27 protein-coding genes and 1 riboswitch are annotated in these 26,204 nt (G+C 62.2%); of the genes, 13 read left to right on the top strand and 14 right to left on the bottom strand.

Annotation, left to right across the window (positions count from 1 at the left end; all coding sequences use genetic code 11):
- Window positions 1-12 precede the first annotated feature (12 nt).
- The 3 genes from argC to KLP42_RS00450 all read right to left on the bottom strand — a co-directional run bounded on the left by argC (window position 13) and on the right by KLP42_RS00450 (window position 2,372).
- Entirely contained in the window at window positions 13-945 is a 933-nt protein-coding gene (argC, locus tag KLP42_RS00460) for an N-acetyl-gamma-glutamyl-phosphate reductase (RefSeq protein ID WP_215563764.1), read from the bottom strand.
- A gap of 71 nt (window positions 946-1,016) precedes the next feature.
- Entirely contained in the window at window positions 1,017-1,970 is a 954-nt protein-coding gene (gene speB, locus KLP42_RS00455; protein ID WP_215563762.1) for an agmatinase, read from the bottom strand.
- Window positions 1,971-1,973: 3 nt separating this feature from the next.
- Window positions 1,974-2,372: an antibiotic biosynthesis monooxygenase family protein gene (locus tag KLP42_RS00450; protein ID WP_252192681.1), complete on the bottom strand. Its 399-nt coding sequence runs from the start codon at window positions 2,370-2,372 to the stop codon at window positions 1,974-1,976.
- 292 nt (window positions 2,373-2,664) lie between these two features.
- Here KLP42_RS00450 and KLP42_RS00445 point away from each other — a divergent pair, with 292 nt between their 5' ends.
- Entirely contained in the window at window positions 2,665-3,384 is a 720-nt protein-coding gene (locus KLP42_RS00445) for a carbonic anhydrase (protein ID WP_215563760.1), read from the top strand.
- A 135-nt stretch (window positions 3,385-3,519) separates the two neighbouring features.
- Here KLP42_RS00445 and rpsI read toward each other — a convergent pair whose 3' ends face one another.
- From rpsI to KLP42_RS00430, 3 genes are all read right to left on the bottom strand, one after another.
- Window positions 3,520-3,987: a 30S ribosomal protein S9 gene (gene rpsI, locus KLP42_RS00440; RefSeq protein WP_215563759.1), complete on the bottom strand. Its 468-nt coding sequence runs from the start codon at window positions 3,985-3,987 to the stop codon at window positions 3,520-3,522.
- Between the two features lie 2 nt (window positions 3,988-3,989).
- Entirely contained in the window at window positions 3,990-4,454 is a 465-nt protein-coding gene (rplM, locus tag KLP42_RS00435) for a 50S ribosomal protein L13 (RefSeq protein WP_215563758.1), read from the bottom strand.
- A 274-nt stretch (window positions 4,455-4,728) separates the two neighbouring features.
- Window positions 4,729-5,079, bottom strand: a complete 351-nt coding sequence (locus tag KLP42_RS00430) for a hypothetical protein (protein ID WP_215563756.1) — start codon at window positions 5,077-5,079, stop codon at window positions 4,729-4,731.
- 82 nt (window positions 5,080-5,161) lie between these two features.
- On the opposite strand from KLP42_RS00430, the gene KLP42_RS00425 reads away from it, so the two are divergent.
- The gene (locus KLP42_RS00425; RefSeq protein ID WP_215563754.1) at window positions 5,162-5,596 is read left to right on the top strand and encodes a CoA-binding protein; all 435 of its coding nucleotides are present in this window, start codon (window positions 5,162-5,164) and stop codon (window positions 5,594-5,596) included.
- Between the two features lie 110 nt (window positions 5,597-5,706).
- On the opposite strand, the gene KLP42_RS00420 is transcribed toward KLP42_RS00425, so the two are convergent.
- Together KLP42_RS00420 and KLP42_RS00415 are read right to left on the bottom strand one after the other, a co-directional pair.
- Window positions 5,707-6,141, bottom strand: coding sequence for a DUF6455 family protein (locus KLP42_RS00420; RefSeq protein ID WP_215563752.1), 435 nt, complete (start codon window positions 6,139-6,141; stop codon window positions 5,707-5,709).
- On the bottom strand, window positions 6,138-6,389 hold the full coding sequence (locus KLP42_RS00415; protein WP_215563750.1) for a hypothetical protein: 252 nt from the start codon (window positions 6,387-6,389) through the stop codon (window positions 6,138-6,140). The genes KLP42_RS00420 and KLP42_RS00415 overlap by 4 nt, the downstream gene beginning before the upstream one ends.
- Window positions 6,390-6,404: 15 nt before the next feature.
- On the opposite strand from KLP42_RS00415, the gene KLP42_RS00410 reads away from it, so the two are divergent.
- Entirely contained in the window at window positions 6,405-7,688 is a 1,284-nt protein-coding gene (locus tag KLP42_RS00410) for an O-acetylhomoserine aminocarboxypropyltransferase (protein WP_215563748.1), read from the top strand.
- 52 nt (window positions 7,689-7,740) lie between these two features.
- Window positions 7,741-8,085 (top strand): cupin domain-containing protein, encoded by a 345-nt coding sequence (locus KLP42_RS00405; protein WP_215563746.1) that lies wholly within the window; start codon window positions 7,741-7,743, stop codon window positions 8,083-8,085.
- 59 nt (window positions 8,086-8,144) lie between these two features.
- Here KLP42_RS00405 and KLP42_RS00400 read toward each other — a convergent pair whose 3' ends face one another.
- From KLP42_RS00400 to KLP42_RS00375, 6 genes are all read right to left on the bottom strand, one after another.
- Window positions 8,145-8,393: a type II toxin-antitoxin system Phd/YefM family antitoxin gene (locus KLP42_RS00400; RefSeq protein WP_215563744.1), complete on the bottom strand. Its 249-nt coding sequence runs from the start codon at window positions 8,391-8,393 to the stop codon at window positions 8,145-8,147.
- Between the two features lie 80 nt (window positions 8,394-8,473).
- Window positions 8,474-8,860 carry a type II toxin-antitoxin system VapC family toxin gene (locus tag KLP42_RS00395; RefSeq protein WP_215563742.1) on the bottom strand — a complete coding sequence of 129 codons (387 nt, stop codon included), beginning with the start codon at window positions 8,858-8,860 and terminating at the stop codon, window positions 8,474-8,476.
- Entirely contained in the window at window positions 8,857-9,129 is a 273-nt protein-coding gene (locus KLP42_RS00390) for a hypothetical protein (protein WP_215563740.1), read from the bottom strand. The genes KLP42_RS00395 and KLP42_RS00390 overlap by 4 nt, the downstream gene beginning before the upstream one ends.
- A gap of 62 nt (window positions 9,130-9,191) precedes the next feature.
- Window positions 9,192-10,439 carry a cytochrome P450 gene (locus KLP42_RS00385; protein ID WP_215563738.1) on the bottom strand — a complete coding sequence of 416 codons (1,248 nt, stop codon included), beginning with the start codon at window positions 10,437-10,439 and terminating at the stop codon, window positions 9,192-9,194.
- A gap of 49 nt (window positions 10,440-10,488) precedes the next feature.
- A complete protein-coding gene (gene ggt, locus KLP42_RS00380) occupies window positions 10,489-12,240 on the bottom strand; it encodes a gamma-glutamyltransferase (RefSeq protein ID WP_502941259.1) in 1,752 nt (583 codons plus the stop codon).
- Window positions 12,241-12,362: 122 nt separating this feature from the next.
- Window positions 12,363-13,619 (bottom strand): GGDEF domain-containing protein, encoded by a 1,257-nt coding sequence (locus KLP42_RS00375; RefSeq protein WP_215563736.1) that lies wholly within the window; start codon window positions 13,617-13,619, stop codon window positions 12,363-12,365.
- A 248-nt stretch (window positions 13,620-13,867) separates the two neighbouring features.
- On the opposite strand from KLP42_RS00375, the gene clpP reads away from it, so the two are divergent.
- From clpP to KLP42_RS00330, 9 genes are all read left to right on the top strand, one after another.
- A complete protein-coding gene (gene clpP / locus KLP42_RS00370) occupies window positions 13,868-14,500 on the top strand; it encodes an ATP-dependent Clp endopeptidase proteolytic subunit ClpP (RefSeq protein ID WP_215563734.1) in 633 nt (210 codons plus the stop codon).
- A gap of 287 nt (window positions 14,501-14,787) precedes the next feature.
- Window positions 14,788-16,068, top strand: a complete 1,281-nt coding sequence (clpX, locus tag KLP42_RS00365; protein ID WP_215563731.1) for an ATP-dependent Clp protease ATP-binding subunit ClpX — start codon at window positions 14,788-14,790, stop codon at window positions 16,066-16,068.
- 346 nt (window positions 16,069-16,414) lie between these two features.
- Window positions 16,415-18,835 carry an endopeptidase La gene (lon, locus tag KLP42_RS00360; RefSeq protein WP_215563729.1) on the top strand — a complete coding sequence of 807 codons (2,421 nt, stop codon included), beginning with the start codon at window positions 16,415-16,417 and terminating at the stop codon, window positions 18,833-18,835.
- A gap of 195 nt (window positions 18,836-19,030) precedes the next feature.
- Window positions 19,031-19,306 (top strand): DNA-binding protein HupB, encoded by a 276-nt coding sequence (hupB, locus tag KLP42_RS00355; protein WP_143125473.1) that lies wholly within the window; start codon window positions 19,031-19,033, stop codon window positions 19,304-19,306.
- A gap of 183 nt (window positions 19,307-19,489) precedes the next feature.
- A riboswitch (FMN riboswitch) is annotated at window positions 19,490-19,650 on the top strand.
- A gap of 124 nt (window positions 19,651-19,774) precedes the next feature.
- Window positions 19,775-20,677 carry a DMT family transporter gene (locus tag KLP42_RS00350; protein WP_215563727.1) on the top strand — a complete coding sequence of 301 codons (903 nt, stop codon included), beginning with the start codon at window positions 19,775-19,777 and terminating at the stop codon, window positions 20,675-20,677.
- 93 nt (window positions 20,678-20,770) lie between these two features.
- Window positions 20,771-22,969 (top strand): esterase-like activity of phytase family protein, encoded by a 2,199-nt coding sequence (locus KLP42_RS00345; RefSeq protein WP_215563725.1) that lies wholly within the window; start codon window positions 20,771-20,773, stop codon window positions 22,967-22,969.
- Window positions 22,970-23,122: 153 nt separating this feature from the next.
- Window positions 23,123-24,142, top strand: a complete 1,020-nt coding sequence (locus KLP42_RS00340) for an NAD-dependent epimerase/dehydratase family protein (protein ID WP_215563723.1) — start codon at window positions 23,123-23,125, stop codon at window positions 24,140-24,142.
- 725 nt (window positions 24,143-24,867) lie between these two features.
- Window positions 24,868-25,770 (top strand): hypothetical protein, encoded by a 903-nt coding sequence (locus KLP42_RS00335; RefSeq protein ID WP_215563721.1) that lies wholly within the window; start codon window positions 24,868-24,870, stop codon window positions 25,768-25,770.
- A gap of 1 nt (window position 25,771) precedes the next feature.
- Complete coding sequence (locus tag KLP42_RS00330) at window positions 25,772-26,203, top strand: very short patch repair endonuclease (RefSeq protein WP_215563719.1); 432 nt, start codon at window positions 25,772-25,774, stop codon at window positions 26,201-26,203.
- Window position 26,204: the final 1 nt, after the last annotated feature.

The raw sequence follows: 26,204 nt of genomic DNA, 5'->3' as shown, positions 1-26,204 counted from the left end.
TTGCGTGATGTCTCAGGCCGAAAGCATCAGGTCCATGTTCTGCACCGCGGCACCCGAGGCGCCCTTGCCGAGATTGTCGAGCAGGGCGACGAGGTTGACATGCGCGCCGCCCGGCGTGCCGAACACGAAGAGTTTCATCGTATCCTGGCCGGCGAGTTCCTCGGCATCGATGCGGGCAAGCGTGCTGCTTTCGGCAAGCGGCACGACCTGCACGATGTCCTGGCCCTCGTAATGGGCAACAAGGGCGGCGTGAATGCTCTCCAGCGTCGCGCCCTCCTTCAGGTCATCGAGGAAGACCGGCACCTGCACGATCATGCCCTGTGCGAAACGGCCGACGGAGGGCGAGAAGAGGGGTGCACGGTCCAGCAGGCCATGCATCTTCATCTCGGGCACGTGCTTGTGCTTCAGTGTCAGGCCATAGAGGAAATTGTTGGCGCTGATCGCGTCCTCGCGGCTCTGGTCCTCCATCTGGGCGATCATCTGCTTGCCGCCACCCGTATAGCCGGAGACGGCATTGACCGTGACGGGATAGCCGTCCGGCAGCAGACCGGCCGCGCGCAGCGGACGGATGAGGCCGATGGCGCCGGTCGGGTAGCAGCCGGGATTTGCGACGCAACGTGCGGAGCGGATTCTGTCTGCCTGCGCCTTGTCCATCTCGGCAAAGCCATAGGCCCAGTCCTCGGCGACCCGGTAGGCGGTCGAGGTGTCGATGATGCGCACCCGGTTGTTGCCCGAGAGCATGGAGACCGCCTCGCGCGAGGCATCGTCCGGCAGGCAGAGAATGGCGATGTCTGCGCTGTTCAGCAGGTCCTCGCGCATCGCCGCGTTGCGGCGCTCGGCTTCCGGGATCGACAGCAGTTCCACATCGCGGCGGCCGGCCATGCGGGTGCGGATCTGCAGGCCCGTGGTTCCGTGTTCGCCATCGATGAAGATTTTCGCGCTCATGTCTTTATCCAGAAAATCAGGGGTTTAACCGGGGTTGCGGACTCAGTTTATCCGCGGCTTGATTCAGTTTGTTAACGGCCCGCTGCAAGACGCTCGGCCCTAAGACCCAGCATATACATGGCGACCGTCGCACCGGCAATGGCGGTGATGTCGGCATGGTCATAGGCCGGTGCCACCTCGACCACGTCGGAGCCGCGTATGTCGAGGCCGCCCAGCTTGCGCAGCACCGAGAGGATCTTCGCCGAGGAGGGGCCGCCGGCGACCGGCGTGCCGGTTCCCGGCGCAAAGGCCGGATCAAGGCAGTCGATGTCGAAGGTGAGGTAGCAGGGAACGCTGCCGACATGATCGATGATCGCGTCGGCGATGGCCTGCGCGCTCATGTCCTCCACCTGATGGCCATGCAGGATGCGGATGCCGAAATCCTCCGGCGCTTGCGTGCGGATGCCGATCTGTATGGAGCGGGGGGCATCGATCACGCCCTCGCGCACGGCACGCGCCACGAAGGAGCCGTGGTCGATGCGCTCGCCGTCATCGTCCCAGGTGTCCTGATGTGCATCGAAATGCACCAGCGCCAGCGGACCGTGCTTTGCCGCATGGGCCTTCAGGAGCGGCCAGGTCACGAAGTGATCGCCGCCGAGCCCCAGCAGATAGGCGCCGGTCGAAAGGATCTCGGCGGCGTGCCGCTCGATGCGCTCCGGCGTCTCCCGGTGGTTGCCATAGTCCAGCAGCACGTCGCCGTAATCGGCCACCGCCATGGTCTCGAACAGGTCGCGGGCAAAGGGATATTGCGGGTCATTGTCGAAAATGGCCGACGCCCGGCGGATCGCCTGCGGTCCGAAACGGGCGCCGGGGCGGTTCGAAACGGCCGCATCGAAGGGGATGCCCAGCACCACGGCGTCGGCGCCCTCGATCATTTTGGTGAAGGGACGCCGCATGAAGGACAGCGCACCGGCATAGGTCGGATCGGTCGCGGCACCCCGCAGGCTTCTGGCGGTAAAGGCGTTGTCTATGGATTTCGAGGCCATGGCTCAGTCACTTTCAATGTGGTTGCCCTCTGTCGCCATCGCTGGCTCGGGGCGGGCAAAACCATAGGCGCGCTCGATGACGCCGACGCGCACCGCATATTGCCGATACCAGTCCTGCCGTCCACGCTGTTGTGCGGCAAGATGATCGACCACCTGCTTCCAGGCGCGGATGCTGGCTGCATCGCGCCAGTAGGAATTGGTGATGCCGAAGCCGTCAGCGCCGCGTGCACTCTCGGCGCCGAGAAAGCCCGGTTGCTGCTCGGCAAGCGCCAGCATGGCATCGGCCATCGCGCCATAGCCTTTGTCGCCATCGGTACGCTGCGAGGCAAAGGTGACGACGTAATAGGGCGGGTCGGGCAATTCGGCAAAGGCGGTCGGCTGCATCGGGCGGTTTCCGGTCATCTGGACTGCGAAAGGATGCCGAAAAGGCGATGATGGACAAGTTCCAAATGCTGATGGGTGGCACACGGCGTGCGACGGCCTTCCTGCTGTGAGGAGCGGTCGACCGAGGTGTTCATCTGCTGGTGATGTCTCCTGCCAAATACTTATCCGATTTGTGATCATTTTATAGTTTTAGATAGTCTTAGGCCTGGTCGAAATATTCTCGATTTTGGCGCCCTCTTCTTGCGGTGACCAATTGCCTTGGTCATCACGTCAGGTAAACTTCCTGTGATTTGGAGGAAGGGACCCAAACATGTGCATCACCTGTCTGAACATGAGCCGGCGCGGTTTCTTCCGCCTTGCCACCGGCGCAACGCTGGGGCTGGGGGCGCTGTCGACCGCAGGCCTCGGGCTTGTCCGGCCGGCCGCCGCCGCCACGACGCTGACGCCGGACCAGGCGCTGGAAAAACTGAAGGCCGGCAATCTGAAATACCAGAAGGCGCCGGAAGTCTGTGTTGCCGATATGGCCCGCACGCGGGAAACCGTCGCCAAGGGCCAGAGCCCCTGGGCCGTGGTGCTGGCCTGCGCCGATAGCCGCGTCGCGCCGGAACTGGTGTTTGGCGGCGCCGCTCTCGGCGATCTTTTCGTCTGCCGCAATGCCGGCAACATGGCCGATACCGCCACCATGGGCTCGATCGAATATGCCGTCGAACATCTCGGCACGCCGCTGATCCTCGTTCTCGGCCACGAGCGTTGCGGCGCCGTGTCGGCGGCCTGCGAGATTGCGGAAAAGGGTACGAAGCTGCCGGGCTCGATCGGCCCGATGGTGGAGGCCATCGTGCCGGCGGCGCTGGCCATGCGCGGCAAGGAGGGGGATTTCATCGACAACACGGTGCGTGAAAATGCCCGGCTGACGGCGCAGAAGATCGCGGCCGAAAGCCCGATCGTCGCCGAACTCGTCCATCACGGCAAGGTCAGGGTCGTCCATGGTCGCTACGACTTGGACAGCGGCGCGGTGGATTTCCTCGGCTGACAGATCGCGGCTGTCGCCGTCTCAGGCGTGACGCGAACCGCAGGACAAGTCCGGCAACAAGCACAGGCGCAACAAAAAAAAGGCGGAGCCGAGGCCCCGCCTTTTCCGATTCCGGAAACCGGTATCCCTTGCGGATTAACGCTTGGAGAACTGGTAGGAACGACGGGCCTTGGCCTTGCCGTACTTCTTGCGCTCGACAACGCGGCTGTCGCGGGTCAGGAAGCCGCCCTTCTTCAGAACGGAGCGCAGGCCCGGTTCGAAGTAGGTCAGTGCCTTGGAGATGCCGTGACGAACGGCACCGGCCTGGCCGGAAAGGCCGCCGCCGGCAACCGTGGCAACGATGTCGAACTGACCGGTGCGGGCAGACGCGACGATCGGCTGCTGCAGGATCATCTGCAGGACCGGACGGGCGAAGTAGGCCGAGTAGTCCTTGCCGTTGATGATGATCTTGCCCGAGCCAGCCTTGACCCATACGCGGGCAACGGCGTTCTTGCGCTTGCCGGTTGCGTAGGAGCGGCCGAGCGAGTCAACCTTGCGCTCGTGAACCGGAGCGGAAGCCTGGGCGGCCGTGCCGAGGTCCTTGAGGGAAGAAAGGTCAGCCATGATCAGGCGCTCCGTGTGTTCTTGTTGGACAGCTTGGCCACGTCGAGAACGACCGGCTGCTGTGCTTCGTGCGGGTGGTTGGTGCCAGCGTAAACGCGCAGGTTCTTCATCTGGCGACGGCCGAGCGGGCCGCGCGGAATCATGCGCTCGACGGCCTTTTCAAGGACGCGCTCCGGGAAGCGGCCTTCGATGATGGCGCGTGCGGTACGCTCCTTGATGCCACCCGGATAGCCGGTGTGCCAGTAGTACTTCTTGTCGGTGTACTTCTTGCCGGTGAAGACGACCTTGTCGGCATTGATGACGATGACGTTGTCGCCGTCGTCAACGTGAGGCGTGTAGGTGGCCTTGTGCTTGCCGCGCAGACGGTTTGCGATGATGGTGGCGAGACGGCCGACGACGAGACCCTCGGCGTCGATCAGCACCCACTTCTTCTCCACCTCGGCGGGCTTCTGTACGAAGGTAGACATATGTGCTCTCTTCTTTGGTGATCCCGAAGCGAGGTGACCCTCGGCAACGGGCGTTTCTTGTTGCTTGGTTTGGCCCGTGCGGGCCGCAGGACGCCGGGTACCGCGGGCACCATGCATCCTGGCGCGGCTTATACGGATGTGCTGAAATCCGGTCAAGATCGCTCGATCCGGTGCCTCTGAAAATAATCATTAGAAAACAATAGCTTGATTATGTGGTTTTATGATACCACAAAATAATCCGGCCTTGCGTGGCTCTGTGGGGGCGGCAAGGGGCTCATTCGAGGCCGAAACAGCCGGGCTCAAGGAAGTTCCGGCAGTCTTGCGGATCCGGCCGCCGCTCGCAATGGCGCACCGGGCAGTTCTGCCGGTCGGCGGTGGGAACCGTCGCAGCCTTGGCGAATTCACCGTAGGAGCACTGGCGGCCCGAAGCCACGTAACGGTCATAGAGCGGAATGCCCTGGCGGCCGCTGTAGCGCAGGATCACGGCGCCTTCCTCGGCGATGCGCGACTGGACCTCGCTGCAGGTCAGGCCGGTGGATGTATAGCGGGAGATCGCGCCGGCGGGCGTTGCCGGCGACAGGCCGAAAGACAGCAGGGTGAGGATTGCCGGAAGTGTCGGTCGCATCTTAAATGTCCTGTTAGGGATCCCGGAATGGAACTAGCGCAGACTGTGGCAAGGCCAAGGGCCGACTGTGGAGGACGCCGCGATGAATCACGATCGATATGAAGACGGTTATGTTGCAGACATCCTGAAGACGGTCAAAACCATTGCGGTGGTCGGCGCATCCCCCAATCCGTCGCGGCCGAGCCATGGCGTGATGGGCTTCCTGCTGTCGAAGGGCTACCAGGTCATTCCGGTCAATCCGGGGCAGGCGGGCAAGACCATTCTCGGCCGCGCGGTCTATGGCCGGCTGGCGGATATTCCCGATCCCGTCGACATGGTCGATGTGTTCCGCGCCTCCGAGCATGTGGGAGCGGTGGTGGACGAGGCCCTCGCGCTGGATGTGCCGCCGAAGGTGATCTGGACCCAGCTCGGCGTGCGCGACGATGCCGCCGCGGCAAGGGCCGAGGCCGCCGGCATCCAGGTCGTGCAGGATCGCTGCCCGGCGATCGAATATCCGCGGCTCGTCGGGCGCCACTGAACCCTGGAACGGCACAAAGCGGCGGTCGCGCCGTCGTCGCCCTTCGAGGCCCCGGACAAAAAAGGGGCGGCCCGTTCGCCGCCCCAGTCTGTCGTGTCGTTTCTTCTGGCTTATTCGCGCAGCAGCGGCGGTTCCGCCCGCATCACGTTCAGCGCCTGCGCATTGGCGCAGTATTCGCCGAAGGTCACCGCGGCGCTGCCGTCTTCCAGTTCGTGGCGGCAGCGTCCCTTGTGGCCGCAGGTGGCACAGGTCACCTGCATGTCGCGGAACAGGTCCGGCAGGTGGGTCTGCAGATCGACCGGATCGATGTGCAGCGCCTTCAGCATCTGCTCCATCTCGTCGGCGCCATGCGGCCCGGCGCGCACCACGTCCAGCAGCCGGTCAATGGCGACATTACAGTCTTCCGCCAGCTGGCGGCGGCTTTCGGCGTCGAGATTCAGCAGCGAGCGCTCCTCCTCGTGGCGGATGCGCAGGTCGGAATACCAGTCGACGAGCTGCTTGCGGACCCGCTGTCCAAGATGGGAATTCGCGTCGTTCATGGTCATGGCGGTGCTCCAGCGATTGAAGTGTTCGTCATGACCATGCCACCCCGCGGGCAATCGGCCTTGATCCTGGTCAAAATCCGTTCGCCGGTCATCTTTTCTCCGGGCCGCGATCCTGCGGGCAAAAAAATCTCGAGCGGCGAACGGATCGCATCGCCTGTCTGCTGGGCGCAGGCGGGATCGGCGGCTATAGTTTTCAGCGGAAGGCCGGTCAGGCCTTGCCATGACGACAATGTCATGAGGAAAACCATGAGGGAGGATATATCATGACCGATCAGAATCCGGGCTTTTCGACGCTCGCCATCCATGCCGGCGCCAAACCGGATCCGGCCACCGGCGCACGCGCCACGCCCATCTACCAGACCACCTCCTTCGTCTTCGAGAACGCCGATCATGCGGCGGCCCTCTTCGGCCTGCAGCAGTTCGGCAATATCTATACCCGCATCATGAACCCGACCCAGGCGGTGCTCGAGGAAAAGGTGGCGGCGCTCGAAGGCGGCACTGCAGCGCTTGCGGTCGCCTCCGGTCATGCGGCGCAGATGCTGGTCTTCCACACGATCATGCAGCCGGGCTGCAATTTCGTTGCGGCGAAGCGGCTTTATGGCGGTTCGATCAACCAGTTCGGCCATGCCTTCAAAAATTTCGGCTGGGAGGTGCGCTGGGCCGATCCCGCCGATCCGGCCAGTTTTGCGTCTCAGGTGGACGAAAACACCCGCGGTTTCTTCATCGAGAGCCTCGCCAATCCCGGCGGCACCTTCGTCGATATCGCCGCGATTGCCGAGGTCGCCCAGGCGCATGGCCTGCCGCTCATCGTCGACAACACCATGGCGAGCCCCTATCTGGTGCGACCGCTGGAGCATGGCGCCGATATCGTCGTCCATTCGCTCACAAAGTTCCTCGGCGGCCATGGCAATTCCATGGGCGGCATTATCGTCGATGGCGGCACCTTCGACTGGTCGGCGTCGGGCAAATATCCGATGCTGTCGGAACCGCGGCCGGAATATGCCGGCGTCGTGCTGCACCAGACCTTTGGCAACTTCGCCTTCGCAATCGCCTGCCGCGTGCTCGGCCTTCGCGATCTCGGCCCGGCGATCTCGCCGTTCAACGCCTTCATGATCCTGACCGGCATCGAGACTTTGTCGCTGCGCATGCAGCGCCATTGCGACAATGCCGCCGCGGTTGCCAGCTGGCTGAAGGCGCATGAGAAGGTTTCCTGGGTGCATTATGCCGGCCTGGAAGACCATCCGAACCACGCGCTGCAGCAGCGTTACTCGCCGTCCGGTGCCGGTGCCGTTTTCACCTTCGGCCTGAAGGGCGGTTATGAGGCGGGCAAGAATTTTGTCGAAGGGCTCAAACTCTTCTCGCATCTCGCCAATATCGGCGACACGCGCTCGCTGGTCATCCACCCGGCCTCGACCACGCACCGGCAGCTGACGCCGGAACAGCAGGTCGCGGCTGGTGCCGGCCCGGATGTCGTGCGCCTCTCCATCGGCATCGAGGATGTTGCCGACATAATTGCCGATCTGGAACAGTCGCTGGCGAAAGTCTAAGAACTCAAGGAGGCGGCGCAGCAGGCGCCGCCTCCCTCACCGGAGCCCGCCGATGTCTCGTTTTCTCTCCTTCGATCTGTCCGCCATCACCCCGGAAGAGGGCGCGCCGGCGCCGGACCGCCTGATCTCGGGCGATCCGCGTTTCACCACCTGGAACATCGAGGAGGCGGAAGGCGGTCTCTATGCCGGCATCTGGCAGTCGACGCCCGGAAAATGGCGGATCTCCTACGATGAGTGGGAATATTTCCACATCCTCGACGGCTATTCGATCGTCACGGAAGAGGGCGGCGAGCCGGTTCACCTCAGGGCAGGGGACCGCCTGATCCTCCGACCTGGCTTCAAGGGCACCTGGGAAGTGGTTGAAACAACTCGCAAGGACTATGTGATCCGGCTTTAGGCCGCATTCGCCGCAAGCGATGCCAGCACGCCGTTACGACGCATCGATCATGAAGCGCATCAGCCCTTTTGGCCTTCACGTCGGAATTCCGCCAGTTCCTCGAGCGTGAAGCCTTTCATTGAGGCACGCAGTTCCGCCAAGTCCCGCTGCAGCGCGTCGATATCGACGGGCTTCATCGGCGCCGGCGCAGCCTTCATCTCAAGGATGTCGCGGCTACCTTCGGTTAGAACAACCGTCTCCCCGGCACGCACGAGCCTGATCAGTTCGTCGAACTTTTCTTTTGCTTCGGCAATCGAAACGTGGCGCATGCTGCAACTCCTGGATCGCTTGGTGAGAACACACGCCTTCGGCTCTTTTCACGAGAGGTGACGAGATCAAACCTCGCTGCCTACCAGTGCAGAACGATGCCAAACTCGGCAATCTTCTCATCCGTCGAGATCAAGCCCATTCCCTCCTGGATCGCCTGTGCCGCAATAATACGGTCGAACGGGTCACGATGCACGCCCGGCAGCAGGCAACTGCGCACCATGTGGACGCTCGTCACCGGCAGTTCCAGGAAACCTTCTTCGGTGACCACAGCGGCAAAATCAGGAAGCAGCAGCACGGCAGAGGGCAGTTTGCCCCGCACCCATTTGGTGGTTACCTCCCAGGCTGATGCTGCGCTGACGTAGATGTCATTGTCGTTGTCTTCTATCAGCCTGATGGCTGCAGGCGATAGCTGCGGGCTGTCGGCGAGCCACCAGAGCAACGTGTGAGTATCCAGCAGATACTTCAAGCACCGTCAAAATCCTGCAGAATCTCCGCTGACAGCGGCTCGAAGAATTCCTCGCCCACAAGAAGACGGCCTTTGAACCGGCCGGGACGGCGCCTGCGCTCCGTTGCTGTTTCGATGTTCGCAAGGGCTTGCTCCGTGGTCCGGCGGTCGCTCGTTTCCAGCGCCTCCACCACAAGATCGATCTCGCTCTGGTCAAGCCGGGTTTGCGAGCGGCCGGTGCCGCCACCGGATGCAACCCTGCGCATATCACCTGATGTTCTGACCGACATGAGGAGCGTCCTGTTTCCCTCCGGAAATTATACGCTCGCGATGAGAAAAGGGAAGGATCTGCTCACCACGCCAGATCCAGCCGCTCCAGTCCGTGGAAATGATAGACGTCCTTCACGACAGGCCTCTCGGCAATCCTGAGCCCCGGCAGCCGCTTGAACAGCAGCGGCAGCACGATGTTGAGCTCGAGCCTCGCCAGCGGCGCGCCGATGCAGAAATGGATGCCGGCGCCGAAGGAGAGATTGACGCCCTCGTTCCGCTCCGGCTTGAAGGTCAGCGGATCGGGGAATTTCTTCGGATCGAGATTGGCGGCAGCGAGGATGAGGCTCACCTTGTCGCCGCGCTTGAGGGAAACGCCATCCACCTCGACATCTTCCAGTGCCCAGCGCTGGAAAATGTGCACCGGCGCGCAGATGCGCAGGGTTTCCTCGACGGTGCGTTCGGTTGCCGCGGCATCGGCAAACATCGCCTGCGGATCAAGCCCGCTTTCGAGGATGACCCGCACCGAATTGCCGATCTGGTGCACGGTCGCCTCATGGCCGGCGTTCAGAAGCACGATTGTGGTGGAGACCAGCTCGTCCTCGGTCAGCAACTGGCCCTTGTGCTCGGTATGGATCATATGGCTCAAAAGGTCGTCGCGCGGGTTTGCCCGACGCTCGGCAATCACCGTCTTCACGTAATCGGCAAATTCCTTCGCCGAGCGATCCGCGGCCTCCTCGTCGGCGCGGGAGCGCTTGAACATGTACATGCCGACGTAATCATGGCTCCATTTGAGAAGCTGTGGCCCCATCTCTTCCGGAATGCCGATCATCCGGGCAATCATCGTGACCGGGATGATGTCGGCGAAAGAGGAGAGCAGTTCCGTCTGCCCGTCTGCCTCGAATCGATCGATCAGGCGATTGGCAAGTGCCTCGATCTCGCCGCTCATCTTCTCCACATGCCGCGAAACGAAGGCGCGGTTGACGAGCGTGCGCAGCCGCGTGTGTTCCGGCGGTTCGATCTCCAGAAGGGAGTGGCGCTCGGCAAGATCGAAATGCGCGGTATGGGCGGCAGGCTCCGGCAGGCCCAGTTCCTCGCGGCTTGCAATATGCAGGATCTGCCGGCCGAAACGGCGGTCGCGCAGAAGCGCGTTCACATGGTCATAACCGCAGAAGAACCACTGCCTCTGCTCCTCCCAGTAGAAGGTCGGACAGTGCGCATGCAGCGCTGCGTAAGCGCGGTTCGGATCGCCGTAAAAGGCGGGGTTGCGGGCATCGAGCGAGACCCGGCGGGTGGCGGGGTCGATGTGGAGGAAATCGGGCAGCTGTGTCATGCCCGATTGGGTAGGATATCTTGCGTGCCAAGAAAAGCGGGTTTTGCGATCACTCCCCGACAGCCACACCCTCGCGCCGCGGGTCGGCGCTTCCCGCAAGGCCGCCGGAGGTGATCTCGATGGCCTGCAGCCCGGAATTCATCTCGCCGGCCTTCACCTCGTAGCCCAGCGCCTTCAGTGGTTCGGCAAGGCGTTCGGCGGCGGTGCCCGCTTCGATGTCGTATCGCCCGAACCGGTTTATCAGGTGCGGCTGTGCGACAATCTGCTCCACCGGCATGTTCCAGTCGACATAGGCGACGAGCGCCTGCGCCACATAGCCGATGATCTGGCTGCCGCCCGGCGAACCGATGGCAAGCAGCGGCTTGCCGTCCTTCATGACGATGGTGGGCGCCATGGAAGAGCGCGGACGTTTTCCCGGCTCGACACGGTTGGCCACCGGCACGCCCTTGTCATGGGTCTTGAAGGAGAAGTCGGTCAGTTCGTTGTTGAGCAGGAAGCCGCCGGTCATCAGCCGCGAGCCGAAGCCGTTCTCGATGGTCGTCGTCATGGAGACGACATTGCCGGCCTTGTCTACGATGACGAAATGGCTGGTGGAGGGCAGTTCGATGGCCGCATCGCGGCCGAACAGCAGCGCATGGTCCCAGGTCGGCTCGCCGGCCTTCACCTGATCTGCCGGAAGGGCCTTGTCGCCATCCAGCAGCCTGGCCCGCTCACCCAGATAGTCCTTGGAGATGAGCCCCTTGATCGGCGACGGTACGAAATCGGTGTCGGCGAGATAGCGTTCGCGATCGGCAAAGGCCAGGCGCTGCGCATCGCCGATCAGCCGCCAGCTCTGCACGTTGTCAGGGCCGAGGCCCTTGAGGTCGAAGTTCTCCAGCATGCCGAGCATCTGGCCCACGGCAACCGCGCCGGAGGAGGGCGGTCCCATGCCGCAGACATCCAGCGCGCGGTAGGTCACGCAGACCGGCGGGCGCTCCTTCGTCGTATACTGGGCAAGATCGGTGAGCGAGAGAACGCCCGGATTGCCTTCCGCCTCGCGCACGGTCTTTACGATCGCCTCGGCGATCGGCCCGGTATAGAAGGCGTCCGCGCTATCCCTGGCAATGGCGTCAAGCGTTGCGGCATAGTCGGGGTTCCTGAGAATGGTGCCGGCCTTCAGCGGTGCCCCGTCGGGGCCGAAGAAATAGCCACGCGGGCCTGCATACCGTTTCAGCTTGTCGCCTTCGCCCGCCACCAGTGCCGCAAGGCGCGGCGAGACGGCAAAGCCGTCACGCGCCAGTTCTTCTGCCGGCGCAAACAGATCCGCCCAGGCAAGCTGGCCGAACCGCTTGTGCACGTCCTCCATCAGCCGCACCGTGCCGGGCGTTCCAACCGAGCGACCGCCGACCACCGCATCCATGAACTTCAGCGGCTGGCCCTTGTCGTCGAGGAACAGCTGCGGCGTCGCGGCCATCGGAGCGGTCTCGCGCCCGTCGAAGGTGGTGAGCGTCTTCGATGCCGCGTCGTAATAGACGAGGAAGGCGCCGCCGCCGAGGCCGGAGCTCTGTGGTTCGACAAGGCCCAGCACCGTCTGCACCGCCACCAGCGCATCGATCGCGTTTCCGCCCCGTTCGAGAATGCGGCGCCCGGCCTCTGCCGCCAGCGGATTGGCGGCAGCGACCATGAACGATCCTGTCTCGACCCGTTTTGCCGTGACGATCGCCGTCGCCTTTTCCGGCGCAACCGTATCGGAGGCCTGCTGGGCAAGCGAGGGGCCGGCGGCAAGCGCCAGGCCTGCCGCGAAGGGGACAACGAGGGGCATCATTCGGCAAACGCGCATCGGTCACTCTCCTGTTTGATCCGGGAATAGTGAGGCTGACTCGGTTTCGCGGGCAAGTCTTTTGTGCCGGAGCGTGCAAAAGCCTGCCCGGCGGCCTCTGCGGCTCAGGCCGAGAGCGGCGGCAGCGGCGGAAGCGGGAACGCGGCCACGCTGCCGGTATCGGCAAAGGAGAGCTGCGGCTGCTCGTCGCGATGCGGGTTTTCATTGACCATGTAGCTGGCCTTGCCGTCATGCAGCACGGTGCTGTTGCGTCCGGCGGCCTTGGCCGAATAAAGGGCGCGGTCGGCATTCGACAGCATGGCATCGACATCGGCGTCGAGAATGGACGATACGGTCACGCCGCAGCTGACGGTGGCGATGATGATCCGGTCGCTGTCGGGCAGACCGACCCGCTGGCGCATCAGCGACAGGCGGATCGCCTCGACGATGCCGGCGGCCTCGGCGGCGCTTGCCACATGCAGCAGGCAGGCGAATTCCTCGCCGCCGATCCGCCCGAAGACCCCGCGCGTGCCGATGCATTCGTCCGCCACCCGGCAGAAGGCGATCAGCACCGCATCGCCGCCCTTGTGTCCGTAGCGGTCGTTGATTCGCTTGAAGTGGTCGAGGTCGAACACTGCCAGCGCCAGCATCAGCTTTCCCGCCGGCGGGCGGCTGCGCATCCGGTGAAACTGTTCGAGAAAGCCGCGGCGGTTCAGCACGCCGGTCAGCGGGTCGGTGACGATCAGCTGCTGCAGGCGGCGCTCGGTGCGGGACATGAGAAGATGCGCACCAAGTAATATGCCCGAGACGAGGCAGAATATGTTGACAATCGTATAGAAGAGACCGTTGGGGATCTCGCTGAAGGTTTCGGGCCTGGCAAAGAGGCAGGCAATGGCGGTGAAGGCCATCATCAGGCTCTGGACGAGCGATATGGCGGCAAAGGTCAGCCGTCCGCCGCGCGGCGGAAGCCTTGGCTCCGCCAGCACGCAGGCCACCATCATGTACCCCACGGAGGAGGCGCACTGGAACAGGAAGACGCGCATCCAGAAGGTCGAGGCAAAGAAGGAAAAATGAATGCCGATGAACCAGATAGCGGATGGCAGCAGTATCCAGACGGGAGATTTCCGGTCGTCGTAGTAGCGGATGCCGGCGGTCCAGCAGGACAGAGCCAGCACCAGAAGCCCGTTGCCGAGGACAACGGAAACATAGTCGGGAATGATGTCCCGCAGCCCCACCAGAAGCGCCCCGACCCCATTGGCCCCAAATCCCAGCGACCAGGCGAGGACGACGGTCTGCTTGCGATCATTGGCCCACATGGCCAGCAGCAATACTGCAAGCGTAGCAGCCTCTACCGCCCAGAGTAGCAGTGCCGTCTTCAGCACGTGGTGAGATCTCCGAAATATTCTTTGGAACCAGTAGCACGGCTGCAACCTGATAAAGAAGCCCCTATCAGAAAAATCGCATTTCGGTCCGTTTGCGAATTGTTAGCCTCGCGCCGCAGCGATTAAGGATATCCTCCTGCCCGTCTTGAAGTGCTGGCCTCCAACACTCTATGTAGGGAGTTGACCGATTTGTAGACGATTCCTGGCGCGGCAACGCCGTCGGGCGCCCGATGAAACAAAGGAACACCATGAGAAATCCCGTTGATACCGCCATGGCCCTGGTGCCGATGGTTGTGGAGCAGACCAATCGCGGCGAGCGGTCCTATGACATCTACTCGCGTCTCCTGAAGGAGCGGATCATTTTCCTCACCGGGCCGGTGGAAGATCACATGGCGTCGCTGGTCTGCGCGCAGCTTCTCTTCCTCGAAGCCGAGAACCCGAAGAAGGAAATCGCCCTCTACATCAATTCGCCGGGCGGCGTCGTCACCGCCGGCATGTCGATCTACGATACGATGCAGTTCATCAAGCCGGCCGTGTCGACGCTGTGCATCGGCCAGGCCGCCTCCATGGGCTCGCTGCTGCTGGCGGCCGGCGAGAAGGGCATGCGCTTTGCCATGCCGAATTCGCGTATCATGGTGCACCAGCCGTCGGGCGGCTTCCAGGGCCAGGCTTCGGACATCGAGCGCCATGCTCGTGACATATTGAAGATGAAGAAGCGCCTGAACGACGTCTACGTGAAGCATACCGGCCGCACCTATGAGGAAGTCGAAAAGACCCTCGACCGCGACCACTTCATGGATTGTGACGAGGCGCTGGCCTGGGGCGTGGTCGACAAGGTGCTGACCTCGCGCCGGGAACTGGAAGGCGGATCCGCGGATTGACGCGGATACCCTGCGTGCCGGATGTCACCCGGTTGTGACCGGAAACGGGCTTTCATCTGGCAAGCGGCGCACTAATAGTTCATATTAAGGCTGTGTTGAATTATTGTGACATAGCATTCGGTCGAAGCGGGGTTTCGTTGCCACCGGATCGGGGACGGGTAGCATCCCACCGGTAGAGTATCCCCGGTAGCGAAGCGGGCAGGTCTCGAGCGAGAGGCCTTGCCGGCCGGCAAGAGAAGGATCCGCGCCTGGATGACGGGCGAGCGGTGTGCTGGAAGGGAAGTGATATGAGCAAAGTCAGCGGCAGCAACGGCGGCGACTCCAAGAATACGTTGTATTGTTCGTTCTGCGGCAAGAGCCAGCACGAAGTCCGCAAGCTGATTGCCGGACCGACGGTGTTCATCTGCGATGAATGCGTCGAATTGTGCATGGACATCATCCGCGAGGAGAACAAGAGCTCCATGATGAAGTCGTCCCGCGATGGCGTTCCGACGCCGCAGGACATCATCAAGGTGCTGGATGAATATGTCATCGGCCAGAAGCAGGCGAAGAAGATCCTCTCCGTCGCCGTGCACAACCATTACAAGCGTCTCGCCCACGCCTCCAAGAACAGCGATGTCGAACTGGCGAAGTCGAACATCATGCTGGTCGGACCGACGGGCTGCGGCAAGACCTATCTGGCCCAGACGCTGGCGCGCATCATCGACGTGCCGTTCACCATGGCCGACGCCACCACGCTGACGGAAGCCGGCTATGTCGGCGAGGATGTGGAAAACATCATCCTGAAGCTGCTGCAGGCCGCCGACTACAATGTCGAGCGCGCGCAGCGCGGCATTGTCTATATCGACGAGGTGGACAAGATCTCCCGCAAGTCCGACAACCCGTCGATCACCCGCGACGTGTCGGGCGAGGGCGTGCAGCAGGCGCTTTTGAAGATCATGGAAGGCACCGTGGCCTCCGTTCCGCCGCAGGGCGGCCGCAAGCATCCGCAGCAGGAATTCCTGCAGGTGGATACCACGAACATCCTGTTCATCTGCGGCGGTGCCTTTGCCGGTCTCGACAAGATCATCTCCGCCCGTGGCGAGAAGACCTCGATCGGCTTTGCGGCCACCGTCAAGGCGCAGGATGACCGCCGCGTCGGCGAGGTTCTGCGCGAGCTGGAGCCGGAAGATCTGGTCAAGTTCGGCCTCATTCCGGAATTCATCGGCCGCCTGCCGGTGCTCGCGACGCTCGAGGATCTCGACGAGGAAGCCCTGATCCAGATTCTCTCGGAACCGAAGAACGCGCTCGTCAAGCAGTACCAGCGCCTGTTCGAGATGGAGGAAGTGGAACTGACCTTCCACGAGGACGCCCTGCGCGAGATTGCCAAGAAGGCGATCGTGCGCAAGACCGGCGCCCGCGGCCTGCGCTCGATCATGGAAAAGATCCTGCTCGACACCATGTTCGAACTTCCGGCGCTCGAAGGCGTTCGGGAAGTGGTGATCTCGGAAGAAGTCGTGCGCGGCACCGCCCGTCCGCTCTACATCTATGCGGACCGCCAGGAGGAAAAGGCCAACGTTTCGGCCTGATCCGGCGAACGTTGGGGGAGAGGGGGCTTGCTTCCCTCTCCGCCTGTTTCGGCAGGGTTGCGTCAATCCTGCCCGGCTCGGTTGGGACCGGTCACCGCATGGCGGGGCCGGTCTTTTGCCCCTTCGGCGTACCGCGTTGCGGGATGCGATGATCAAGGCGGCATGACGGCGTACAGTCACGCGTAAGCAATCCGCGTTAAGTCTCTGGCCTTGGGCTGCACCTGTCCGGCGTCGGTGCGCGCAAGGCTTGAAAAGCCCATTCAAAACCTCCACGTTGGGGAGGACAGAAAGACCCGGATCGATTTCGGGCCGTCTCCCGCAAGCGGGACGAGTGAAAGGAAATGACATGACGAATACAGCGTCTGCGGCATCTGGCGGTGATACCTATCCGGTCCTGCCCCTGCGCGACATTGTGGTCTTCCCCCACATGATCGTGCCCCTGTTCGTCGGCCGCGAAAAATCCATTCGCGCCCTGGAGGAAGTCATGGGCTCCGACAGGCAGATCATGCTTGTCACCCAGATCAATGCCGGCGATGACGATCCGGCGCCCTCCGCAATCCACAAGGTCGGCACGGTGGCCAATGTCCTGCAGCTCCTGAAGCTGCCGGATGGCACGGTGAAGGTTCTGGTGGAGGGCCGCGCCCGCGCCAAGATCGATACCTACACCGCGCGTGAGGATTTCTACGAAGCCAGCGCCAATGTGCTTGCCGAGCCGGAAGAGGATTCCGTCGAGGTCGAGGCGCTTGCCCGTTCCGTGGTCTCGGAATTCGAGAACTATGTGAAGCTCAACAAGAAGATTTCGCCGGAAGTGGTGGGCGCTGCCAGCCAGATCGACGACTATTCCAAGCTCGCCGATACGGTTGCCTCGCATCTGTCCATCAAGATCACCGAAAAGCAGGCCATGCTGGAAACGGTGAGCGTGAAGATGCGTCTGGAGAAGGCGCTCGGCTTCATGGAAGGCGAGATCTCCGTCCTGCAGGTGGAAAAGCGCATCCGCTCGCGCGTCAAGCGCCAGATGGAGAAGACCCAGCGCGAATACTATCTGAACGAGCAGATGAAGGCGATCCAGAAGGAGCTCGGCGAGGGCGAAGACGGCCGCGACGAGATGGCCGAACTGGAAGACCGCATCTCCAAGACGAAGCTGACCAAGGAAGCCCGCGAAAAGGCAGAGGCCGAGCTGAAGAAGCTCAAGCAGATGAGCCCGATGTCGGCGGAAGCCACAGTCGTGCGCAACTATCTCGACTGGCTCCTGACCATTCCGTGGAACAAGAAGTCGAAGATCAAGGCTGACCTCAACAATGCCGAAAAGATCCTCGAGCAGGATCATTACGGCCTCGACAAGGTCAAGGAACGCATCGTCGAATATCTGGCGGTCCAGGCGCGCGCGACGAAGATCAAGGGCCCTATCCTGTGCCTCGTCGGTCCTCCGGGCGTCGGCAAGACGTCGCTCGCCCAGTCGATCGCGAAAGCCACCGGCCGCGAATATGTCCGCATGGCGCTTGGCGGCGTGCGCGACGAGGCCGAAATCCGCGGTCACCGCCGCACCTATATCGGCTCGATGCCCGGCAAGGTCATCCAGTCGATGAAGAAGGCCAAGCGTTCGAACCCGCTCTTCCTGCTCGACGAAATCGACAAGATGGGCATGGACTTCCGCGGCGATCCGTCGTCTGCTTTGCTCGAAGTGCTCGACCCGGCGCAGAACTCCACCTTCATGGACCATTACCTGGAAGTGGAATACGACCTGTCGGATGTGATGTTCATCACCACGGCGAACACGCTGAACATTCCGGCACCGCTGATGGACCGCATGGAGATCATCCGCATCGCCGGTTACACCGAAGATGAAAAGCGCGAGATCGCCAAGCGGCACCTGCTGCCGAAGGCCATCAAGGAACACGCGCTGAAGCCGGAGGAATTCTCCGTCAGCGACGATGCCCTGATGGTGGTCATCCAGCAGTATACCCGCGAAGCCGGTGTTCGTAACTTCGAACGCGAACTGATGAAGCTCGCCCGCAAGGCGGTCACCGAGATCATCAAGGGCAAGACGAAGACGGTGGAGGTCACCGCGACCAATGTCCAGGATTATCTTGGCGTTCCGCGGTTCCGCCACGGCGAAGCCGAGCGCGAGGATCAGGTCGGTGTCGTCACCGGTCTCGCCTGGACGGAAGTCGGCGGCGAACTTCTGACGATCGAAGGCGTCATGATGCCCGGTAAGGGCCGCATGACCGTCACCGGTAACCTGAAGGACGTGATGAAGGAATCGATCTCGGCGGCGGCCTCCTATGTCCGCTCGCGCGCCGTCGATTTCGGCATCGAGCCGCCGCGCTTCGACAAGTCGGATATCCACGTGCACGTTCCGGAAGGCGCAACCCCGAAGGACGGTCCGTCCGCCGGTGTGGCCATGGCAACCGCGATCGTGTCGATCATGACCGGCATCCCGGTCGACAAGAACGTGGCGATGACGGGCGAGATCACCCTGCGTGGTCGCGTGCTGCCGATCGGCGGCCTGAAGGAAAAGCTGCTGGCGGCGTTGCGCGGCGGTATCAAGAAGGTTCTGATCCCGGAAGAGAACGCCAAGGACCTGGCCGACATTCCGGACAATGTGAAGAACAACATGGAGATCATCCCGGTCTCCCTGATGTCGGAAGTGCTGCAGCATGCGCTCACCCGCAAGCCGGAGCCGATCGAATGGGACGGCACGGTGGAAACGCCGGTGATCGCGACCGTCGAAGGCGCCGACGATGCCGCGGCCTCTCTGGCCCACTGAATGATGACAGCCTGTGTTGTATCCACAGGCGGAAAGCAAAAAGGCCGGCATTTCGCCGGCCTTTTTTGTGAAAACTCGCTAAAGCCCCTTGTTTTTCAGGCAATCGCGGCGCTTTTGAGTGTCCGAAGGGGTCGTCGAAATGAGAGTCGCCCCCGACAGATCCATGTATGTGAAACCATTGAAAGGGGTGGAAACATGAACAAGAACGAGCTGGTCGCCGCAGTGGCTGAAAAGGCTGGTCTCTCGAAGGCTGATGCAGCTTCGGCTGTCGACGCCGTGTTCGAGACCGTTCAGTCGGAACTGAAGAACGGTGGCGACATTCGTCTTGCCGGTTTCGGCAGCTTCTCCGTATCCCGCCGCGAAGCCTCCAAGGGTCGCAACCCGTCGACCGGCGCTGAAGTCGACATTCCGGCTCGCAACGTTCCGAAGTTCTCCGCCGGCAAGGGCCTGAAGGACGCCGTCAACAGCTGATCGCGTTGACGAAGATAAGGCCACGCCCCTCCGCGGCGTGACGCTTCAAGGCCCGGCGGCAGCGTCGGGCCTTTTTTCGTTGTGCGCCCACCCGTTCACGCAGCCCACCCGTTCACGCAAAGGGGATCTGCGCTTGCCATTCCGCCGCCTCTGCCTTATCGGTGGGCATGCCGGTTTTTCCGGCAGCGTTCTCGGGGCGGGGTGAAAGTCCCCACCGGCGGTGGAAGGTCCCGCATGTGGATCTTGAGCCCGCGAGCGCCCGTGCCGGTTCTTTCGGTGCGGGGTCAGCAGATCCGGTCGAAACCCGGAGCCGACGGTTAAAGTCCGGATGGAAGAGAGCGGGGAAGGGCGGCACCGGCCGGTGCGCGCCTGCGCCTTGCCGCATCTGCGGCCGGCGCTGCACTGGCCTTTGGCCTGCGGTCCCCGTCGTCCTGATCGCGCGGAACGGTCGGACACAAGGGGAATGGCATGAACAGTTCGAAAGCCGCATCATTGATCCGCTCGCGCGCCGTGGTGGGCGCCGCCTATATGGTGCTGGCGGGCATTGCGTTCGCGCTGGTCAATGTCGCGACCCAGTGGCTGTCGATGACGCTGGCCTTTCCGCCGGCTGCCACCGCTTTCTGGCAATATGGCTTTGCGCTCGTGATCTCGCTGCCGCTGCTGCGCCGGCTGGGGCTGTCGGCCATGCGCACCCGCTTTCCTGGCCGGCATGTGGTGCGCGTGGCGCTTGCCGCGCTTGGCGTGCAGGCCTGGATCACCGGGCTTGCCACGGTGCCGATCTGGCAGGCCATCGCCCTTGTGATGACCTCACCCTTCTTCGTCATCATCGGCGCCCGGCTGTTTCTCGCCGAAATGGTCGGCCTGCATCGGTGGCTCGCGACGCTGACGGGCTTTGTCGGTGCGATGATCATCCTGCAGCCCTGGTCCGACAGCTTTTCCGCGGCAGCGCTGCTGCCGGTGCTCTCGGCGCTGCTGTGGGGCGGCTCCTCGCTGATCATGAAGGATCTGACGCATCACGAGGCGCCGGAAACGGTCACCGTCTGGCTGCTGGTGCTGCTGACGCCGATCAATGCCGGGCTGGCGCTGGCGGAGGGTTTTGTTCTGCCGTCCGGCACGGCGCTCTGGCTGTTGCTTGCCGCGGGTCTGCTGACGGCGCTCGGCCAGTATCTGCTGACCCTTGCCTATAATGCGGCGGATGCCGCCTATGTGCAGCCCTTCGACGATCTGAAGCTGCCGCTCAATGTCATCGCCGGCTGGCTCGTCTTCGGCTATGCGCCGAGCGGCTATCTCTGGCTTGGCGCGCTTCTCATTCTCTCCGCCTCGCTGGCGCTGATGCTGAAGGAGGCGGGTGCGGGCGACGCACAGCCGTAAGCTGTCTGCACAAGACGAAACTAGTATTCTGTCATCCCGCTGTCATGTCCTTCCCCCAAAACCCCATGGTTCCATGAGGAAAAGGGGGTAGACATGACGTTCTCCATTTCGCGCGCGGCCCTGACGGCAGCGCTTTTGGCATCTGTTGCTGTTCCGGCCAGTGCCGAGCCGGTGTTCAACCGAATTGCATCTTTCGGCGTTGCCGCCAATCTTCCGGCCGACAAGGACAAGCTTTCCGCAAGTTCTGCCGAAATCATCACGGCATCGGAAGACGGCAACATGCTGATCTATTCCGACAGCCCGCTCGGCGCCATCGGCTTCATCGACATTACCGATCCCAAGGCCCCGAAGGCCGCCGGTGCCCTGATGATGGATGGCGAGCCGACCTCGGTCGCCGTTGCCGGCAAGAAGGTTCTTGCCGCCGTCAACACCTCGGAAAGCAAGGTCAAGCCGTCCGGCCAGCTGCGCATCGTTGACATCGCCACGAAGAAGGTCGAGGCGAGCTGCGATCTCGGCGGCCAGCCGGATTCGGTCGCCGTTTCGCCCGACAAGAGCTTTGCCGCCATCGCCATCGAGAACGAGCGCGATGAGGACGTCAATGACGGCGCCATTCCGCAGATGCCGGCCGGTGATCTCGTCATCGTTTCCTTGAAGGACGGCATGGCCGATTGCGCCACGATCAAGCACGTCACCCTGACCGGCCTTTCCGACATTGCCGGTGACGATCCGGAGCCGGAATTCACCGCCATCAACGCTCTTGACGACATTGCCCTGACGCTGCAGGAAAACAACACCATCGTCATCATCGACGGCAAGACCGGCACCGTGAAGACCAGCTTCACCGCCGGCAAGACCGCCGTCGAAGGCGTCGACACCAAGTCGGATGGTGCGCTGACCTTTACCGGCAAGGTGGACGAGCGTGCTCGCGAGCCGGATGCCGTGAAGTGGCTGGACAATGACCGCCTCGTCGTTGCCAACGAGGGTGACTGGAAGGGCGGCACGCGCGGCTTCACCATCTTCGACAAGACCGGCAAGGTGCTTTACGAATCGGGTGCCTCCTTCGAACAGGCGATTGCCCGCATCGGCCATTTCCCGGACAAGCGCGCCAAGTCGAAGGGTGTCGAGCCGGAAGGCCTCGAATCGGCGACCTTCGGCGGCCAGAAGTATTTCTTCGTGCTGGCCGAGCGCGCCTCGGTCGTCGGCGTCTACAAGGATACCGGTGCCGAGCCGCAGCTGACGCAGTTGCTTCCCTCCGGCATTTCTCCGGAAGGGGCAGTGGCCATTCCCGGCCGCAATCTGCTCGCAACGGCCAACGAACTGGATCTCGGCAAGGATGGCGGCGCACGCTCGCACGTCATGCTCTATGAATTTGCCGAGGGCACGCCCGCCTATCCGACGCTCGTCTCCAGGGATGTCGACGGCAAGATCATCGGCTGGGGCGCGCTTTCCGGTCTCGTCGGCGATGCGGACAAGGACGGCGTTCTCTATGCCGTGTCCGATTCCTTCTACGGCATGCAGCCGTCGATCTTCACCATCGACGCAACGAAGAAGCCGGCCGAAATCACCAGTGTCCTGCGCGTGACGCGCGGTGGTCAGCCGGCCCAGAAGCTCGATCTGGAAGGCATTGCGCTGGATGGCAAGGGCGGCTTCTGGCTGGCCTCAGAAGGCGATTCGGCAAAGCTCGTGCCGCATGCGCTTTACAATGTCGATGCCAAGGGCGAGATCAAGGCCGAGATCGCTCTTCCTGCCGAGCTTCTGGCCGGTGAGACCCGCTTTGGTTTCGAAGGCGTCACGAGCGTCGGCAAGGGTGACGACCTGACGCTGTGGATTGCCGTGCAGCGCGAATGGAAGGACGATCCGAAGGGCAGCGTCAAGCTTCTCGCCTACAAGCCGAAGTCCAAGGAATGGTCTGCCGTGCGTTATCCGCTTGAAAAGGCGGGCGAGGGCTGGGTCGGCCTGTCGGAAATCACCGCCCATGGCGATCATCTCTACATCGTCGAGCGCGACAACCAGATCGGCGACAAGGCCAAGCTGAAGAAGCTCTACCGCGTGGCGATTGCCGACCTGAAGGGCGCCAAGATCGGCGGCGAGCTGCCGGTGGTCAAGAAGGAGGAAGTGCACGACTTCCTGCCGGATCTTAAGGCCGCCACGAACGGCTATGTCGTCGACAAGCTGGAAGGCTTCGCCTTCGACAAGTCGGGCAAGGCCTATGCCGTGACCGACAATGACGGCGTCGATGATTCGTCCGGCGAGACGATCTTCTTCCCCGTTTCGCTGAAGGCGATCAACTGACCGGTTGCCTGCGACGCGACAAACACCGAGGCCGGGCCTGCTGCCCGGCCTTTTTCGTGGGCGCTCTTGCTGTGAAAGGCCGGGCGGCACGGTTGCAATGGGGGCTGGAATGCTTTTCTATCCGCCCCCACGACAGAGGGAGCAAGGCCTGAAATGCATTATCTTCTCACCGGAACCGCGGGCTTCATCGGTTTTCACCTCGCCCGCCGTCTGTTGGAGGAGGGGCATCGGGTCACCGGCTTCGACGGCATGACGCCCTATTACAATCTGCGCCTCAAGGAGGCGCGCCACGCGGCTCTGACGCAGTTTCCCGCCTTCCGCCCGGTGATCGGCATGCTGGAGGACCAGCGCCTGCTGGAGAGCACGCTGGAGGATGGCGTGCCGGATGTGATCATCCACCTCGCGGCTCAGGCCGGCGTGCGCTACAGCCTGGAAAATCCCAAGGCCTATCTCGATTCGAATCTGGTCGGCTCCTGGAACGTGCTGGAACTGGCGAAGAACGCCGGCGTAAGCCATCTGATGCTCGCCTCCACCTCCTCCGTCTATGGCGCCAACGAGAAGATTCCCTTCGGCGAAAGCGACAAGGCCGATGAGCCGCTGACCTTCTATGCCGCGAGCAAGAAGGCCATGGAACTGATGGCGCACAGCTATTCGCACCTCTACCGGCTGCCCACCACCGCCTTCCGCTTCTTCACGGTCTACGGACCCTGGGGGCGGCCGGACATGGCGCTCTTCAAGTTCGTCAAGGCAATGCTGGAGGATCAGGAGGTGGAGATCTATGGCGAGGGCCTGATGAGTCGCGACTTCACCTATATCGACGACCTTATCTCGGGAATCATCGCGCTGTCGCACATCGCGCCCGACGAATCGAATCGCGTCACCGCAGCCGGCGTCTGCGACACCCTCTCCCACCAGGCGCCGTTCCGCGTCGTCAATATTGGCGGCGGCCAGCCGGTCGGCCTCATGGATTTCGTCAAGACCATCGAGAAGGTACTGGGGAAACCGGCGCGCCGGAAAATGTTGCCGATGCAGCAGGGCGATGTGCCGCGCACCTATGCCAGCCCCGATCTTCTGATGGCACTGACGGGCAAGAAGCCGGAAATCGGCCTCGATGCCGGCGTCAAGGCCTTCGTCGAGTGGTATCTGCAGAATCGGGCCGAACTGGAGCTTTGAGGCGCCTGTACGCTCTTCTCGTCTGGGAAGAATAAGGGCGGCCACGTGTTCTCGTGGCAGCAACGTGACGTCAATCTGTCGCCCGAACCCGTTCTATAGATAACGGCGGTCGCGCCCTCCCGCGGGCTTGTGACAGAGGCGGGGCTGTGTGTCCAGACATTGTTGCGGGGACGATTCGGGTCTGGTTTCGGCGCCTGCCGTGCAAGCCGCCCCTCATCCGCCCTTCGGGCACCTTCTCCCCGAGGGGGAAGGGACAGGCCGTACCGTTCACGGATCTCCTCTCCCCTTCGGAAGAGGGGTGCCGAGCAAAGCGGAGGCCGGGTGAGGGAACCGCACGCGCTGGAACTTACCCGTCACTGTAACGGCAGGAGAAACAGAAATTTCGGATGAACGGCGGTGGCGCTTGCCATGCGCACTCTTGGCGCGCGTGCGGCGAGTTCAACGTAGAACGTATAGGCCGAAGACGTCTCGCGGACATCTGAAAGACCGTTCACAAACTACGAAGGAGTGGGGGAAATGGTGGGCGATGAGAGACTCGAAATCTCCGATGGCTCGCACTACCTACTGTATTTATTGATTTTTTCAGCGCCGGTTTGACTTGGTGTGTACCAGCGACGTGATCTCCGGTCAAGCCGACCATATTGAATACCAGCACCTCCCGAAAAAGCTTTCCTCTGAGTTGAAGTTGGCCACAATCCAACTCGGATGAGTCGAGGAGCATCGCGATGGCGCGGGACAGTGAGAAGCCCATAGTTTTCGAGTATCTGTTTAACCGCAGATATGACTGGGAGAGCGGCACATTCACGCCTCTGACTGTCACCAACGGCGAAATCCAAGATGCTATCAATCACCTTCAGCAAGATGAAGGCATCACATTGTCTACCGGAAATCCCGCGAACTTTTTGAAGGACTTCCTGAGGAGCCCGAACCGCAACGCTCAATGGCCAGCCTCGATAGCTGAGGCGGGCTATACCGCGCGACAGTCTTACAGTGAGGGGCGTGTCTTCGACTTTGTGCCATATTCCCCAGGTCAAACCGTTCCCTTCCCAGACGATTTCACTCTTCCGACATCTCCAGTGGTGCACAAGGTCGAGACCGTCTCATTGCCATCTGTTGCACGAGTGATGGGTCGGGCGGACGAAGCTTGGTTGATACAAGTCTGTGTTCAGCAGCGAGTTCTGCAAACGCATTTCGCCTTGTACTCCCCACTCGATGTGGTCGATTTCTACCACCTACAAAACTCGCTGAAGGGTACGCCTGAGATAGACGCGCTTTTCCTTATGACCTTCCGAGCGGGGGAGGTACTTCACAAAGCGCTCGTGACATTTGAAGCCAAGCGAGACGAGCCTATTTTGCCAGATCAGATTAGGTCGCAGGTCGCAGCCATGGCAAGGAGGAGCCAGAATGAGGCGGCCCTACGAGATATCGATTTCATTGTGCCGGTCGCAGCGAAGACCGCTCGGCTAGGTTCTGCCAAGGTCATCGCGATCTTCGAAATGGAAGGTATCGCAACTGCCGAGGCAGAGGCCGCTCTTCAGTCAAAGCGGGTGCACGAACTGGTTCTGCCCATCAGCAGTACAGTCGCTTACTTGCTGGAACCGGCAGTGGCGGGCATTTCGGGAACTTAGAATGGTGGATACGCGAAGCCCGGATCAGCGCCGCCGCATCATGCAGTCGGTGAAACAGAAGGATACAGGGCCAGAGATCGCGGTTCGCAAAAAGCTGCACTCGCTCGGGTATCGCTTCCGGCTGCATGGGCGCACATTGCCGGGGCGTCCAGATCTGGTCTTTCCGTCGCGTAAGAAGGTCATCTTCGTGCACGGGTGCTTCTGGCACGGCCATGAATGCAGCAAGGGCGCACTGCCGAAGTCACGACTGGAATACTGGAAACCGAAGATTGACGCCAACAAAACTAGAGACGAACGGAACGTAAACGAGTTAAAGAAGGCGGGCTGGGAGTCGCTGGTGCTTTGGCAATGCGAAGTCGCCCGACTCGATGAGGCCATCGACAGCATAGAACGGTTCTTAGGCCCTCCGGGCCGCCAAGGGAGTGCAGATTGAA

The sequence above is a fragment of the Rhizobium sp. CSW-27 genome (genome assembly GCF_018760785.1).
Classification (GTDB): domain Bacteria; phylum Pseudomonadota; class Alphaproteobacteria; order Rhizobiales; family Rhizobiaceae; genus Neorhizobium.
This window is presented reverse-complemented; position numbering and strand designations above follow the sequence as displayed.

What these genes read in the sequence shown, in the direction of transcription:
- argC (WP_215563764.1), bottom strand. Translation starts at nt 945, where the DNA reads ATGAGCGCGAAAATCTTCATCGATGGCGAACACGGAACCACGGGCCTG.
- hupB (WP_143125473.1), top strand. Translation starts at nt 19,031, where the DNA reads ATGAACAAGAACGAGCTGGTCGCCGCAGTGGCTGAAAAGGCTGGTCTC.
- ggt (WP_502941259.1), bottom strand. Translation starts at nt 12,240, where the DNA reads ATGCCCCTCGTTGTCCCCTTCGCGGCAGGCCTGGCGCTTGCCGCCGGC.
- KLP42_RS00405 (WP_215563746.1), top strand. Translation starts at nt 7,741, where the DNA reads ATGTCTCGTTTTCTCTCCTTCGATCTGTCCGCCATCACCCCGGAAGAG.
- KLP42_RS00410 (WP_215563748.1), top strand. Translation starts at nt 6,405, where the DNA reads ATGACCGATCAGAATCCGGGCTTTTCGACGCTCGCCATCCATGCCGGC.
- KLP42_RS00345 (WP_215563725.1), top strand. Translation starts at nt 20,771, where the DNA reads ATGACGTTCTCCATTTCGCGCGCGGCCCTGACGGCAGCGCTTTTGGCA.
- KLP42_RS00335 (WP_215563721.1), top strand. Translation starts at nt 24,868, where the DNA reads ATGGCGCGGGACAGTGAGAAGCCCATAGTTTTCGAGTATCTGTTTAAC.
- rpsI (WP_215563759.1), bottom strand. Translation starts at nt 3,987, where the DNA reads ATGGCTGACCTTTCTTCCCTCAAGGACCTCGGCACGGCCGCCCAGGCT.
- KLP42_RS00450 (WP_252192681.1), bottom strand. Translation starts at nt 2,372, where the DNA reads ATGACCGGAAACCGCCCGATGCAGCCGACCGCCTTTGCCGAATTGCCC.
- KLP42_RS00415 (WP_215563750.1), bottom strand. Translation starts at nt 6,389, where the DNA reads ATGGTTTTCCTCATGACATTGTCGTCATGGCAAGGCCTGACCGGCCTT.
- clpP (WP_215563734.1), top strand. Translation starts at nt 13,868, where the DNA reads ATGAGAAATCCCGTTGATACCGCCATGGCCCTGGTGCCGATGGTTGTG.
- KLP42_RS00445 (WP_215563760.1), top strand. Translation starts at nt 2,665, where the DNA reads ATGTGCATCACCTGTCTGAACATGAGCCGGCGCGGTTTCTTCCGCCTT.
- speB (WP_215563762.1), bottom strand. Translation starts at nt 1,970, where the DNA reads ATGGCCTCGAAATCCATAGACAACGCCTTTACCGCCAGAAGCCTGCGG.
- KLP42_RS00420 (WP_215563752.1), bottom strand. Translation starts at nt 6,141, where the DNA reads ATGACCATGAACGACGCGAATTCCCATCTTGGACAGCGGGTCCGCAAG.
- KLP42_RS00430 (WP_215563756.1), bottom strand. Translation starts at nt 5,079, where the DNA reads ATGCGACCGACACTTCCGGCAATCCTCACCCTGCTGTCTTTCGGCCTG.
- KLP42_RS00390 (WP_215563740.1), bottom strand. Translation starts at nt 9,129, where the DNA reads ATGTCGGTCAGAACATCAGGTGATATGCGCAGGGTTGCATCCGGTGGC.
- clpX (WP_215563731.1), top strand. Translation starts at nt 14,788, where the DNA reads ATGAGCAAAGTCAGCGGCAGCAACGGCGGCGACTCCAAGAATACGTTG.
- KLP42_RS00340 (WP_215563723.1), top strand. Translation starts at nt 23,123, where the DNA reads ATGCATTATCTTCTCACCGGAACCGCGGGCTTCATCGGTTTTCACCTC.
- KLP42_RS00425 (WP_215563754.1), top strand. Translation starts at nt 5,162, where the DNA reads ATGAATCACGATCGATATGAAGACGGTTATGTTGCAGACATCCTGAAG.
- rplM (WP_215563758.1), bottom strand. Translation starts at nt 4,454, where the DNA reads ATGTCTACCTTCGTACAGAAGCCCGCCGAGGTGGAGAAGAAGTGGGTG.
- lon (WP_215563729.1), top strand. Translation starts at nt 16,415, where the DNA reads ATGACGAATACAGCGTCTGCGGCATCTGGCGGTGATACCTATCCGGTC.
- KLP42_RS00330 (WP_215563719.1), top strand. Translation starts at nt 25,772, where the DNA reads ATGGTGGATACGCGAAGCCCGGATCAGCGCCGCCGCATCATGCAGTCG.
- KLP42_RS00350 (WP_215563727.1), top strand. Translation starts at nt 19,775, where the DNA reads ATGAACAGTTCGAAAGCCGCATCATTGATCCGCTCGCGCGCCGTGGTG.
- KLP42_RS00400 (WP_215563744.1), bottom strand. Translation starts at nt 8,393, where the DNA reads ATGCGCCACGTTTCGATTGCCGAAGCAAAAGAAAAGTTCGACGAACTG.
- KLP42_RS00385 (WP_215563738.1), bottom strand. Translation starts at nt 10,439, where the DNA reads ATGACACAGCTGCCCGATTTCCTCCACATCGACCCCGCCACCCGCCGG.